Origin of the sequence: Streptomyces sp. NPDC015346 (assembly GCF_043078785.1) — a bacterium.
In the GTDB taxonomy this organism is placed as follows: domain Bacteria; phylum Actinomycetota; class Actinomycetes; order Streptomycetales; family Streptomycetaceae; genus Streptomyces.
Genome location: NZ_JBIBTW010000002.1, coordinates 636,820 through 649,910, shown reverse-complemented (window position 1 = coordinate 649,910; position 13,091 = coordinate 636,820). Strand labels below are relative to the sequence as shown.

Below are 13,091 nucleotides of genomic sequence, written 5' to 3'. Positions count from 1 at the left end.
TTACGCTGCGCGGACGGCCGTTGACTGGAGGTACAAGTGCGACGCTCCACCGCTCGGAAGGTCTCCCTGCTCGCCGTCGCCGTGACGGTGCTCTCGGTGGGCGCGGCGGCGCCACCGACCGGGACCGGCCCGAAGCCGCCCGTGAAGGAACCCGTCGCCGTCGGCTACGGCGGGGCCGTCGCCAGCGTCGACGCCGACGCCTCCGCCGCCGGCATCGAGGTGCTCCGCCGGGGCGGGAACGCCGTCGACGCGGCCGTCGCCGTGGCCGCGGCCCTCGGCGTCACCGAGCCGTACTCGGCCGGCATCGGCGGAGGGGGCTACTTCGTCCACTACGACGCGAAGAAGCGCGTCGTCCACACCATCGACGGCCGGGAGACCGCGCCCCGCTCGGCCGACGCGAACCTCTTCGTGGAGAACGGCAAGCCCATTCCCTTCGAGGAGGGCATGACCAGCGGCCGGAGCGTCGGAACCCCCGGCACCCCGGCGACCTGGAAGACCGCGCTCGACGCCTGGGGCAGCAAGCCACTGCGCACCCTGCTCGAACCGGCCGGACGCCTGGCCCGCGAGGGCTTCACGGTCGACGCCACCTTCCGCGCCCAGACGGCCGCCAACGAGGCCCGCTTCCGGGACTTCCCCGCCTCCTCCGAACTCTTCCTGCCCGGCGGTCAACTCCCCGTGGTGGGCTCCACGTTCAAGAACCCCGACCTGGCCCGTACGTACGAGAAACTGGCGCGCGACGGCGTCGGGGCGCTCTACAAGGGGCCGCTCGCCCGGGACATCGTGAACACCGTGCGCACCCCGCCCGTCCGCGCCGGCGCCACCCGGGTCGTCCGCTCCGGCGACCTGACGGAGCGTGACCTCGCCGCCTACGAGACCGAGTGGCGCCGGCCGACGAAGATCTCCTACCGGGGCCTCGACGTCTACGGCATGGCGCCCTCCTCCTCCGGCGGCACGACCGTCGGCGAGGCGCTCAACATCCTGGAGCGGACCGACCTCTCCTCCGCCTCGCGCGCCGCCTATCTGCACCGCTTCATCGAGGCCAGCCGGATCGCCTTCGCCGACCGGGGCCGCTGGGTCGGCGACCCCGCCTTCGAGGACGTACCCACGCGCGAGCTCCTCTCCCAGCGGTACGCCGACTCCCGGGCCTGCCTGATCCGCGACGACGCCGTGCTGACCAGCCCGCTGGCGCCGGGCGACCCGCGCAAGCCCGCGGCCTGCGCCGCCGGGGGGACGGCGGCGCCGACCACGTACGAGGGTGAGAACACCACCCACCTGACGGTCGCCGACCGCTGGGGCAACGTCGTGGCCTACACGCTGACGATCGAGTCGACGGGAGGCAGCGGGATCACCGTTCCGGGCCGCGGCTTCCTGCTCAACAACGAGCTGACCGACTTCTCCTTCGCCCCGGCGAACCCCGCCGTCCACGACCCGAACCTGCCGGGGCCGGGCAAGCGGCCGCGGTCCTCGATGTCCCCGACGATCGTCCTCGACCGGCACGGGCGGCCGGTCCTCGCGCTCGGCTCCCCGGGCGGAGCCACCATCATCACCACCGTCCTGCAGACCCTCACCGGGGTCGTGGACCGCGGCCTGCCGCTGGTCGAGGCCATCGCCGCCCCCCGGGCCAGCCAGCGGAACCAGACCACCACCGAACTGGAACCGGGCCTGTGGAACAGCCCCTTGAGGGCCGATCTTGAGGCCATCGGACACGGCTTCCGCCAGAACCCGGAGATCGGGGCGGCGACCGGCGTACAGCGCCTTCCGGACGGCCGCTGGGTCGCCGCGGCGGAGACCGTACGACGGGGCGGCGGCTCGGCGATGGTCGTCCGGCCGGCACCCTGAGGCGGGCGGGGGGGCGGCCCCCCCGGGGGGGCGGCCCCCCCCCCCCGGGGCGGCCCCGCCCGCCCCCCCCACACCCCGCGCCGGGGGGGGGGGGGGGGGGGGGGGGGGGGGGGGTGGGGTGGGGGGGGGGGGGGGGGGGGGGGGGGGGGGGGGCCGGCCCCGGGGGGGGGGGGGGGGGCCGGGCGGGGGGGGGGGGCCCCCCCGCCGACCGGGCGCCTGCAGCGCCTGACCCCCGAAGAGCGCGAGCGCGGCGAGCGGCTCGGCCTCCTCCTCCGCGAGGCCCGCGGTGACCATGCGGAGGGCGCGTAGTGTCGGCCGCATGATGCCCGAGGAGCTGCGGCGCGGCCGCTACGTCAGTCTGACCACCTTCCGCAGGAACGGGACGGGGGTGGCGACGCCGGTCTGGTACGCGGTGGAGGGCGCCGAGCTGTACGCGTGGACCCGCAGTGACTCCTGGAAGGTCAAGCGGCTGCGGAACGACCCCCGGGCCGTGCTCGCCGTCTGCGACGTGCGCGGAAAGGTCGCGGAGGGCGCGGTGAGCGTGGCGGGCACCGCGCGGCTCCTGGAGGCGGACGAGCTGCGCCGGGTGCGGAAGCTGCTCGCCCGGAAGTACACCTGGCAGTTCTGGCTCGTCGACTGGCCCGCCACGATCGCCCGCCTCGGCAAGCGTCCGCACACCGGCATCGCGGTGAGCCTGACGTCTTCGCCCTCGCCCTCGCCCTCGTCCTCGCCCTCGTCCTCTCCGTCCGCGTGACCCGCTTGCGCGGCAGCCGGGTCCCGCCCGAAAACAGCCTGTAGCCGTCCCGTAACACGACTGGGGTCGAATATCTGCGGACCGGAAGGTTCCAGTCGAGTACGCGGGTGGTGCGGGCAGCATGACGGTGTATCAACTCCCGGCGGAGGTCGGCGCGTTCGCGCGGTACCTCAGAGAACTGGTGTCCCGTCTCGAGCCGGGGGAGGGCTGGTACGGGGTATTCGCGAGCCGCGACCCCGAGGGTCTGCGGGCCTGCCTCGACGGGGCCGAGATCCCGCCCTGGGACGTCGTCGAATCCCTCCTCCAGGACCTCGGCGAGGCGGGTGACGGGCCGCGGGCGGCCCACGCCAGGGCGCTGCACACCGCTGCGGCGGCCGCCCACGACCGCCGGCCGGGCGGGGAGGAGGCGCTGCACGAGCGCCTCGAATCGATGGAGCGGGAGCGGCGGTACGCCGAGGACCGCTCCCACGAACTGAGCGCCCGCCTGCGGGCGGACCCGGCCTCACCGGACACCGCCAGACTGACCGGTGAGCTGGCCTGGGCCCAGGACGACCACCACCGCGCGACCTCCCGCACCACCGAACTGACGACCCGGCTGGCCCGCCTGGCGGCAGAGAGGATCGCGGGGCCCGGCCCGATCCCGTACCCGAGCCCGAGCCGGACCCCCAGCCCCAGCCCGGCCCCGGGCCCCGGGGCCGCCGCGCCCCCGCCGTCCGCGAAGGGTGTCGGCGGCAGGCGGAGGCCGCGCGGTGCGCGGTATGCGTGGATGGACGAGGTCGCGGAGGGGCGGGACGGCGGGCCCGTGGCCGTGCCGGAGCTGCCCATGGGCGGGGTGGCGCCGCGCGGGGCCCGGTTCGGTGGGGCGGAGGCGCGGGCCGCCGCCCCGCCCGCCCCCTCCTCCACCGTCACCGGTGAGGCCGCCGCCGAGGCCGCGCGCGCGGCCTCGAACGCGGTCTACGCCCTGCGGCGACTGCGCGCTCAAGGCCGCAGCGGCGAGGCGCACGCCCTGCTCTGTGAGGCCGTCGCCGGGCCTCCCGCCTGGCTGCCGGCGCTCGCGACGGAGCTGCACCGCGTCGGCCTCGGCGCCGACTGGGCCACCCTGCTCTGGGAGGCGGCCTCGCTGCCGCCCGGCCGGCTCGCCGCCGTCGCCGGCGCGCTGGCCGACGCGGGCCGCGCGCAGGACTGCGACCAGCTCCTGCGCCAGGGAGTCGCGCGCCCCGCCGAGGAGCTCGCCGGCGCCTGCGCCGCCCTCCACGCCGAGGGGCACCACCGCGAGGCGCACGCCCTCCTCGCCGCGTTCGTGCGCGTCCGCACCCCCGAGGACGCCGCCCGGCTCGCGAGCGCCGACCCGCACGGTCTCGTCCCGCAACTCCTCGACGCGGCCCGCACGGTGTCCCCGGCCCGCGAACGGGACCTGCTCCACGCCCTCCGCGTGGCCGGCCTGGCCCGCTCCTGACCCTCCGTCCCGCCGTACCGCGCAGGCCGGCAGGCGGCAGGCCGGCACCCGGCAACCGGAACAGACACGGACGTGTCGGTGTGTGTCCGACGTGGACCACTCGGGTATGAAACATGATCGACTCAGGCGGTTCACGGCGGTGGTCTTGCTCCGGGGTGTGACGGGGCTTACGTTCTCCTCCTACGCACCGCGTCTACGTGCGTAGAGGCTCTCTGACGCCGTGCCGAAGGAGCAGCTCATGACCGACGTCGTACGCGCCGCGCTCGTCCAGGCGACCTGGACCGGCGACAGCGAATCCATGATCGCCAAGCATGAGGAACACGCCCGTGAGGCGGCTCGGCAGGGCGCCCGGGTCATCGGGTTCCAGGAGGTGTTCAACGCCCCCTACTTCTGCCAGGTGCAGGAGCCCGAGCACTACCGCTGGGCCGAGCCCGTCCCGGACGGCCCCACCGTGCGCAGGATGCGGGACCTCGCCCGCGAGACCGGCATGGTGATCGTCGTCCCCGTCTTCGAGATCGAGGACTCCGGCTTCTACTACAACACCGCCGCCGTCATCGACGCCGACGGCTCCTATCTCGGCAAGTACCGCAAGCACCACATCCCCCAGGTCAAGGGCTTCTGGGAGAAGTACTACTTCCGCCCGGGCAACATGGGCTGGCCGGTCTTCCAGACGGCCGTCGGCAAGGTCGGGGTCTACATCTGCTACGACCGCCACTTCCCGGAGGGCTGGCGCCAACTCGGCCTCAACGGCGCGCAGTTGGTCTACAACCCGTCCGCCACCCACCGCGGCCTCTCCTCCCACCTCTGGCAGCTGGAACAGCCCGCCGCCGCCGTCGCCAACGAGTACTTCATCGCCGCCATCAACCGCGTCGGCGTGGAGGAGTACGGCGACAACGACTTCTACGGCACCAGCTACTTCGTCGACCCGCGCGGCCAGTTCGTCGGCGACGTCGCCTCCGACAAGACCGAGGAACTCCTCGTCCGCGACCTCGACTTCGGCCTCATCGAGCAGGTCCGGCAGCAGTGGGCCTTCTACCGCGACCGGCGCCCCGACGCGTACGACGGGCTGGTGCGGCCGTGACCAGCCTGTACGACCGGCACAAGGCCGTCATCCCCGACTGGGTCGCCCTCTACTACCAGGACCCCATCGAGATCACCCACGGCGAGGGCCGCCACGTCTGGGACGCCGAGGGCCGCAGGTACCTCGACTTCTTCGGCGGCATCCTCACCACCATGACCGCCCACGCCGTGCCCGAGGTCACCAAGGCCGTCGCCGAGCAGGCCGGCCGGATCATCCACTCCTCGACGCTCTACCTCAACCGCCCCATGGTCGAGCTCGCCGAGCGCGTCGCCACGCTCTCCGGCATCCCCGACGCCCGCGTCTTCTTCACGACCTCCGGCACCGAGGCCAACGACACGGCCCTGCTCCTGGCCACCGCGTACCGCCGTTCGAACCAGATCCTGGCGATGCGCAACAGCTACCACGGCCGCTCCTTCTCCACCGTCGGCATCACCGGCAACCGCTCCTGGTCGCCCACCAGCCTCTCCCCGCTGCAGACCCTGTACGTGCACGGCGGCGTCCGCACCCGCGGCCCCTACGCGCAGTACAGCGACGAGCGGTTCATCGACGCCTGCGTCGCCGACCTCGAGGACCTCCTCGGCCACACCCGCGACGTCGCCGCGCTCATCGCCGAACCCATCCAGGGCGTCGGCGGCTTCACCTCCCCGCCCGACGGGCTCTACGCCGCCTTCCGCCGCGTCCTGGACCGCCACGGCATCCTGTGGATCACCGACGAGGTGCAGACCGGCTGGGGCCGCACCGGCGACCACTTCTGGGGCTGGCAGGCGCACGACCAGGCCGGACCGCCCGACATCCTCACCTTCGCCAAGGGCATCGGCAACGGCATGTCCGTCGGCGGCGTCGTCGCCCGCGCCGAGATCATGAACTGCCTGGACGCCAACTCCATCTCCACCTTCGGCGGTTCGCCGGTCACCATGGCGGCCGGCCTGGCCAACCTCGGGTACCTCCTGGAGCACGACCTCCAGGGCAACGCCCGCCGCGTCGGCGGCCTGCTGCTCGAACGGCTGCGCGCCGTCGGAGCCGGCGTCGAGGCGGTACGGGAGGTCCGCGGCCGCGGCCTGATGATCGGCATCGAGCTGACCGTACCGGGCACGGACCAGGCCGATCCGGCGGCGGCAGCCGCGGTCCTTGAGGCCGCCCGCGAGAACGGACTGCTCATCGGCAAGGGAGGCGGCCACAACACCTCCTCCCTGCGCATCGCGCCGCCGCTCTCGCTCACCGTCGCCGAGGCCGAAGAGGGCGCCGCGATCCTCGAACAGGCGCTCAGAGACCTGTAGTCCATCCACGCCGACTCAGGGGAGCAGCCCGTGAGCACCCGTACCCTCATCCGCGGCGGCCTGGTCGTCACCGCCGCCGACGAGCTCCACGCCGACGTCCTGATCGAGGACGGCCGGATCGCCGCGCTCGCCGCCCACGGCTCCGACGCCGCCGCCCGCTGGACCGCCGATCGCACCATCGACGCCACCGGCCGGTACGTCATCCCGGGCGGGGTCGACGCGCACACCCACATGGAGCTGCCGTTCGGCGGCACCGCCGCCTCCGACACCTTCGAGACCGGCACCCGGGCCGCCGCCTGGGGCGGCACCACCACCATCGTCGACTTCGCCGTGCAGAGCGTCGGCCACTCCCTGCGCGAAGGGCTCGACACCTGGTACGCCAAGGCCGACGGCAAGTGCGCCGTCGACTACGGCTTCCACATGATCCTCTCGGACGTCAACGAGCAGAGCCTCGGCGAGCTGGACAAGCTGGTGGAGGAGGGCATCTCCTCCTTCAAGCTCTTCATGGCGTACCCCGGCGTCTTCTACAGCGACGACGGCCGGATCCTGCGCGCGATGCAGCGCGCGGCGCACAACGGCGGGCTCGTCATGATGCACGCCGAGAACGGCATCGCGATCGACGTCCTGGTCGAACAGGCCCTGGCCCGCGGCGAGACCGACCCGCGCCACCACGGTGAGGTACGCAAGGTCCTGCTGGAGGCCGAGGCCACCCACCGGGCCATCCAGCTCGCCCGGGTGGCCGGGGCGCCCCTCTACGTCGTCCACGTCTCCGCGGAGGAGGCGGTCCGCGAGCTGGCGGCGGCCCGCGACATGGGGCTCAACGTCTTCGGCGAGACCTGCCCGCAGTACCTCTTCCTCTCCACCGACAACCTCGCCGAGCCCGGCTTCGAGGGCGCCAAGTACGTCTGCTCGACGCCGCTGCGGCCCCGCGAGCACCAGGAGGCGCTCTGGCGGGGCCTGCGGACCAATGACCTCCAGGTGGTGTCCACGGACCACTGCCCGTTCTGTTTCAAGGGGCAGAAGGAGCTGGGCCGCGGCGACTTCTCCAAGATCCCCAACGGCCTGCCGGGCGTCGAGAACCGCATGGACCTCCTCCACCAGGCGGTGGTGGAGGGGCGGATCACCCGCCGCCGCTGGATCGAGATCGCCTGCGCGACCCCGGCCCGGATGTTCGGCCTCTACCCGCAGAAGGGCACGATCGCGCCGGGCGCGGACGCCGACATCGTCATCTACGACCCGCACGCGACACAGACGCTGTCGGCCGAGACGCACCACATGAACGTCGACTACTCGGCGTACGAGGGGAAGACGGTCACCGGCCAGGTCGAGACGGTCCTCTCGCGCGGCGAGACCGTCATCGACCACAGGACGTTCGTGGGCCGCACCGGCCACGGCGTCTTCGTCCCCCGCTCCACCTGTCAGTACCTGAACTAGGAGGCTGCTCCTTGGACTTCGGACTCGTCCTGCAGACCGATCCGCCCGCCTCGCAGGTCGTCGGCCTGATGCGCCGGGCGGAGCGCAACGGCTTCCGCTACGGCTGGACCTTCGACTCCGCCGTGCTGTGGCAGGAACCCTTCGTCATCTACAGCCAGATCCTCGAACACACCACGAAGCTGCGCGTCGGCCCCATGGTCACCAACCCGGGCACGCGCACCTGGGAGGTGACCGCCTCCACCTTCGCCACCCTCAACGACATGTTCGGCAACCGGACCGTGTGCGGCATCGGCCGCGGCGACTCCGCCATGCGCGTCGCCGGCCGCAGGCCCAACACCCTGGCCCGGCTCGGCGAGGCCATCGACGTCATCCGCGACCTCGCCGAGGGCCGGGAGGCGGTCGTCGACGGCAACCCGATCCGCATCCCGTGGATCAAGGACGGGAAGCTGCCCGTCTGGATGGCGGCGTACGGGCCGAAGGCGCTGGCGCTCGCCGGACAGAAGGCGGACGGATTCATCCTCCAGCTCGCCGACCCCTTCCTCACCGAGTGGATGGTCAAGGCCGTCCGCCGGGCCGCCGCCGACGCGGGCCGCGACCCCGACGCGATCACCGTCTGCGTCGCCGCCCCGGCCTACGTGGGGGACGACCTGGCCCACGCCCGCGAGCAGTGCCGCTGGTTCGGCGGCATGGTCGGCAACCACGTCGCCGACCTGGTCGCCAAGTACGGCGAGCACTCGGAGATGGTGCCGGAGGAGCTGACCGCGTACATCAAGAACCGGCAGGGCTACGACTACAGCCACCACGGCCGGGCCGACAACCCCTCCACCGACTTCGTCCCCGACGAGATCGTCGACCGCTTCTGCCTGCTCGGGCCGGCCGAGGCCCACATTCAGAAGCTGCGGAGGCTACGGGAGCTGGGCGTGGACCAGTTCGCCGTGTACGCCATGCACGACGCCAGGGAGGCGACGATCGACGCCTACGGCGAGCGGATCATCCGGGCGATCAACGCCTGACGCGCGCGACACCTGACGCAGGCGACACCCGACGCGCGCGAGTCCTGACGCGCGCGACGCCTGACGGGCGCTCCGTACGACGAAGAGAAGGGGCACGCCGCCATGACCTCCACCGCCATACCCGAGGGCCGTGTCGAACTCCCGCCCGGCACGGTCCCGGAAGACCCCCGGTTCGTCAACGACGACCTGCTGCCCGTCCCCGTCGAACAGCGCCGCTGGACGACGTACAACTTCGCCGCGCTCTGGGTCGGCATGGCCCACAACATCCCCTCCTGGCTGCTCGCCTCCGGACTCGTCGCCCTCGGCATGGACTGGAAGCAGGCGGTCCTCACGATCGCCCTCGCCAATGTGATCGTGCTCCTGCCGATGCTGCTGACCGGGCACGCGGGCCCCAAGTACGGCATCCCCTTCCCCGTCCTCGCCCGCGCCTCGTTCGGGCTGCGCGGCGCCAACCTTCCCGCCCTGATCCGCGCCGGTGTCGCGTGCGCCTGGTTCGGCATCCAGACCTGGATCGGCGGCCAGGGGATCTTCATCCTGCTCGACAAGGTCTTCGGCGGCTGGGCCGAGGCCGCCGTGGTGGGCGGCCAGCCGTGGACGCTCTGGCTGTGCTTCGTCCTCTTCTGGATCCTCGAACTCGCCATCATCTACCGGGGGATGGAGGCGCTGCGCCGCTTCGAGAACTGGGCCGCGCCCTTCGTCATCGTCGGCGCGCTCGTGCTGCTGGTCTGGATCGCGGTGAAGGCGGGCGGGTTCGGACCGCTCCTCGACCAGCCCTCGAAGCTGGGCTGGGGCGCGGAGTTCTGGCCGGTGTTCTTCCCGTCGCTGATGGGAATGATCGCCTTCTGGTCGACCCTGAGCCTCAACATCCCGGACTTCACCCGGTTCGGGGTTGGCCAGCGGGCGCAGATCTGGGGCCAGACCCTCGGCCTGCCGACGACGATGACGCTGTTCGCGCTGCTCTCCGTCTTCGTCACCTCCGGCTCGCAGGCGGTGTACGGAGCGCCCGTCTGGGACCCGGTCGCGCTCGCCGCGAAGACCGACAACGTCTTCGGGCTCCTCTTCGCCCTGGTCACCGTGCTGGTCGCCACGATCTCGGTGAACATCGCGGCGAACGTGGTCTCACCGGCGTACGACCTCGCCAACCTCGCGCCGAAGCTCGTCAACTTCCGTACAGGGGCGCTGATCACGGGTGTCGTCGGTGTCCTGATCATGCCGTGGAAGCTGACCGAGACGCCGGAGCTGTACATCTTCACCTGGCTCGGGCTCGTCGGCGGACTTCTCGGTACGGTCGCGGGCATCCTCATCGCCGACTACTGGATCGTCCGCCGGACCGTCCTCGACCTGGCCGGCCTCTACCGGGCGGGCGGCCCCTACTGGTACCGGGGCGGCTGGAACCCGGTCGCCTTCCTCGCCTTCGCCGTCGGCGGTGTCCTGGCGATCGGCGGCTCGCACTCGGCCCCCGGGAAGGGCCCCTTCCCGGCGGACGGCCTCATCCCCTTCCTCAGGCCGCTCGCGGACTACGGGTGGGCCGTCGGTCTTGCGGCGTCCCTGCTGCTCTACACCGGGCTCATGAGTGCGGGACGAAACCGAACTCTCCAGGGAACTGAAGTGGGCTGAAGTGAACTGACAGCGAGGTTACGCTCCAGTAGGGTTCCGGCAGCCGAAGAGACGAGGGGGCTGCCGTGACCGCGACCGAGTACACCGGACTGGCTGAGAACGTACGGGAGTTGAGGGCGGGGGCCGTCACCTCGACGGCCCTCGTCCAGGCCGCGCTCGCACGGATCGAGGCCACCCAGCCCACCCTCAACGCCTTCCGCTGCACCCGGCCCGAGGCCGCCCTCGCCGAGGCGGCCGAGGCCGACCGCAGACTCGCCGCGGGGGAGAAGCTGCCGCTGCTCGGCGTGCCGATCGCGGTCAAGGACGACACCGACGTCGCCGGCCTGCCCACCCGCTTCGGCTGCGCCGGTGACATCCCGGACGCGACGGAGGACGGCGAGGCCGTGCGCCGGCTGCGCGCCGCCGGAGCCGTGATCGTCGGCAAGACCAACTCCTGCGAGCTGGGCCAGTGGCCGTTCACCGAGGGCCCCGCCTTCGGCGCCACCCGCAACCCCTGGAACACCGGCCACACCCCGGGCGGCTCCTCCGGTGGGTCCGCCGCGGCCGTCGCCGCCGGACTCGTGCCCGCCGCGCTCGGCTCCGACGGCGCCGGATCCATCCGGATACCGGCCGCCTGGACGCACCTCGTCGGCATCAAGCCACAGCGCGGCCGGGTCTCCGTCCACCCCTACGACGACTGTTTCCAGGGGCTCACCGTCAACGGGCCGCTCGCCCGGACCGTCGGCGACGCCGCGCTGCTCCTCGACGCGGTCGCCGGGCCGCACGCGGGCGACCGGTTCCAGCCGACCGCCGTGGACGCCTCGGCCGCCGCCCGCCGGGAGCCCGGACGGCTGCGGATCGCCCTCGCGTGGCGGCCTCCCTTCACGGCCACCCGCAACCCGCTCGACGCGGGGATTGCCCTGGCCGTCACCGACCTCGCCGAAGCCCTCGCCGGCCTCGGACACACCGTGGACGAGGCCCGTCCCCGCTACGGCCTCATCGGGCTGAGCTTCCTGCCCCGCGCGACAGCCGGGATCGCCGAGTACGCCGACCGGCACCCCGACCCCACCCTGCTCGACCCGCGCACCCGCGGCGCCACCCGCACCGGACGGCGTCTCGGCGGCCGCCTCCTGCGGGCCGCCCGCGCCCGCGAGGTCCACCAACACCGCAGGATCGGCGGGCTGTTCGACACGTACGACGTCGTGCTCACCCCGACGACGGCGGCGCCGCCACCCCGGATCGGGGCCTTCGACGCGATGCCGGCCTGGCGGACCGATCTGACGATGGCGGCCGCCTGCCCCTACGCCTGGCCGTGGAACGTGCTCGGCTGGCCGGGCGTGAACGTGCCCGCCGGGTTCACCCCGGACGGACTTCCGGTCGGAGCCCAGCTCCTCGGACCCGCCGGAAGCGAGCCGCTGCTGATCTCCCTCGCCGCCCAACTCGAGGACACCCGCCGCTGGTTCGACCACCACCCGCCCTCGCCCGCGCCCGCCTGAGGGACACACGCGTGAGGCGAGCGTGCGAGCCTCGGCGTGTCCTACGGCACCCGGGCCGTCCACTCGCGGGTTCCGAACTTGGCCGTCGCCAGCTTCTCGGCCGCCGCCGTCTCCTCATCCGTGACCCGGCCCTCGCTCAGGCCGTATCGGCTTCGGAAGGACTCGATCATCCGCTCGATCACCGCCTCGCGCGGCAGGCCCGTCTGGCGGCGCAGCGGGTCCACCCGCTTCTTCGCGCTCCTGGTGCCCTTGTCGGAGAGCTTCTCGCGGCCGATCCGCAGCACCTCGGTCATCTTTTCGGCGTCGATGTCGTACGCCATCGTCACGTGGTGCAGGACCGCACCCCCACCGCCACCCTCGCCCCCGACCCCCACCATCCGCTTCTGCGCCGCGCCCGCGATCTTGCCGGCCTCCGTGGCGATGTCGTTGAGCGGCTGGTACCAGGCCCTGATCCCCATGTCGCCCAGCGCGCCGAGGACCCAGTCGTCGAGATAGGCGTAGCTGTCGGTGAAGGAGAGCCCCCGGACCAGGTCGCCGGGGACCGAGAGCGAGTACGTGATGGTGTTGCCGGGCTCGATGAACATCGCGCCGCCGCCGCTGATCCGGCGGACCACCTCGATGCCGTGGCGCGCGGCCGCCTCCGCGTCCACCTCGTTGCGCAGGGACTGGAAGCTGCCGATGACCACGGCCGGTGCGCCCCACTCCCAGACCCGCAGGGTCGGCGGCCGGCGGCCCGCCGCCACCTCGGCCGTCAGGACCTCGTCCAGGGCCATGTGGAGCGCGGGCGACCGGGGCGGCTCGTGGATCAGCTGCCAGTCGTAGTCCGTCCAGTCGGTGGCATGGGCCAGGGCACGGCGAACGGCGACCCCGATGCCCTCCGTGGTGAGGCCGAACATCTCCGTGCCCGGCGGAAGCGCCGCGTCGATCCGGGCCGCGAGTCCCGAGGCGTCGGTGTCGGCCGGCGCGCCCTCCAGGGCGCGGTCGACGGCGAGGATCGCCTCGTCCGGTTCGAGGAAGAAGTCGCCCGCGACCCGGACGTTCCGCAGGACACCGTCCTCCGCGTCGAGATCGACGGTCACCAGCTTGCCGCCCGGGATCTTGTACTCGCCGTGCACGGCATCTCCCTTCCCCGTAAGGGGTGAACC

The 13,091-nt window shown here is 72.9% G+C and carries 10 protein-coding genes and 1 pseudogene; 10 read left to right on the top strand and 1 reads right to left on the bottom strand.

What is annotated here, in order from left to right; genetic code table 11:
- The first annotated feature begins 36 nt into the window (after nt 1–36).
- The 10 genes and pseudogenes from ggt to ACF06X_RS08835 all read left to right on the top strand — a co-directional run bounded on the left by ggt (nt 37) and on the right by ACF06X_RS08835 (nt 11,946).
- On the top strand, nt 37–1,839 hold the full coding sequence (ggt, locus tag ACF06X_RS08880) for a gamma-glutamyltransferase (RefSeq protein ID WP_392286520.1): 1,803 nt from the start codon (nt 37–39) through the stop codon (nt 1,837–1,839).
- A gap of 225 nt (nt 1,840–2,064) precedes the next feature.
- Nucleotides 2,065–2,136 (top strand): annotated as a pseudogene (locus ACF06X_RS08875) (XRE family transcriptional regulator); the annotation flags it as partial.
- Nucleotides 2,137–2,158: 22 nt separating this feature from the next.
- A complete protein-coding gene (locus ACF06X_RS08870; RefSeq protein ID WP_392286519.1) occupies nt 2,159–2,593 on the top strand; it encodes a PPOX class F420-dependent oxidoreductase in 435 nt (144 codons plus the stop codon).
- A gap of 121 nt (nt 2,594–2,714) precedes the next feature.
- Nucleotides 2,715–4,049, top strand: coding sequence for a UL36 very large tegument protein (locus ACF06X_RS08865; protein ID WP_392286518.1), 1,335 nt, complete (start codon nt 2,715–2,717; stop codon nt 4,047–4,049).
- 238 nt (nt 4,050–4,287) lie between these two features.
- Nucleotides 4,288–5,130 carry a nitrilase-related carbon-nitrogen hydrolase gene (locus ACF06X_RS08860; protein WP_392286517.1) on the top strand — a complete coding sequence of 281 codons (843 nt, stop codon included), beginning with the start codon at nt 4,288–4,290 and terminating at the stop codon, nt 5,128–5,130.
- Complete coding sequence (locus tag ACF06X_RS08855) at nt 5,127–6,407, top strand: aspartate aminotransferase family protein (protein WP_392286516.1); 1,281 nt, start codon at nt 5,127–5,129, stop codon at nt 6,405–6,407. The genes ACF06X_RS08860 and ACF06X_RS08855 overlap by 4 nt, the downstream gene beginning before the upstream one ends.
- Nucleotides 6,408–6,437: 30 nt before the next feature.
- Entirely contained in the window at nt 6,438–7,841 is a 1,404-nt protein-coding gene (gene hydA, locus ACF06X_RS08850; protein ID WP_392286515.1) for a dihydropyrimidinase, read from the top strand.
- Between the two features lie 11 nt (nt 7,842–7,852).
- On the top strand, nt 7,853–8,854 hold the full coding sequence (locus tag ACF06X_RS08845; RefSeq protein ID WP_392286514.1) for a TIGR03842 family LLM class F420-dependent oxidoreductase: 1,002 nt from the start codon (nt 7,853–7,855) through the stop codon (nt 8,852–8,854).
- Between the two features lie 102 nt (nt 8,855–8,956).
- Nucleotides 8,957–10,471 carry an NCS1 family nucleobase:cation symporter-1 gene (locus ACF06X_RS08840; RefSeq protein ID WP_392286513.1) on the top strand — a complete coding sequence of 505 codons (1,515 nt, stop codon included), beginning with the start codon at nt 8,957–8,959 and terminating at the stop codon, nt 10,469–10,471.
- A 65-nt stretch (nt 10,472–10,536) separates the two neighbouring features.
- The gene (locus tag ACF06X_RS08835; RefSeq protein WP_392286512.1) at nt 10,537–11,946 is read left to right on the top strand and encodes an amidase; all 1,410 of its coding nucleotides are present in this window, start codon (nt 10,537–10,539) and stop codon (nt 11,944–11,946) included.
- Between the two features lie 41 nt (nt 11,947–11,987).
- Here ACF06X_RS08835 and ACF06X_RS08830 read toward each other — a convergent pair whose 3' ends face one another.
- Nucleotides 11,988–13,061 (bottom strand): biotin/lipoate A/B protein ligase family protein, encoded by a 1,074-nt coding sequence (locus tag ACF06X_RS08830; protein WP_392286511.1) that lies wholly within the window; start codon nt 13,059–13,061, stop codon nt 11,988–11,990.
- Nucleotides 13,062–13,091 lie beyond the last annotated feature (30 nt).

What these genes read in the sequence shown, in the direction of transcription:
- ACF06X_RS08870 (WP_392286519.1), top strand. Translation starts at nt 2,159, where the DNA reads ATGATGCCCGAGGAGCTGCGGCGCGGCCGCTACGTCAGTCTGACCACC.
- ACF06X_RS08860 (WP_392286517.1), top strand. Translation starts at nt 4,288, where the DNA reads ATGACCGACGTCGTACGCGCCGCGCTCGTCCAGGCGACCTGGACCGGC.
- ACF06X_RS08865 (WP_392286518.1), top strand. Translation starts at nt 2,715, where the DNA reads ATGACGGTGTATCAACTCCCGGCGGAGGTCGGCGCGTTCGCGCGGTAC.
- ACF06X_RS08840 (WP_392286513.1), top strand. Translation starts at nt 8,957, where the DNA reads ATGACCTCCACCGCCATACCCGAGGGCCGTGTCGAACTCCCGCCCGGC.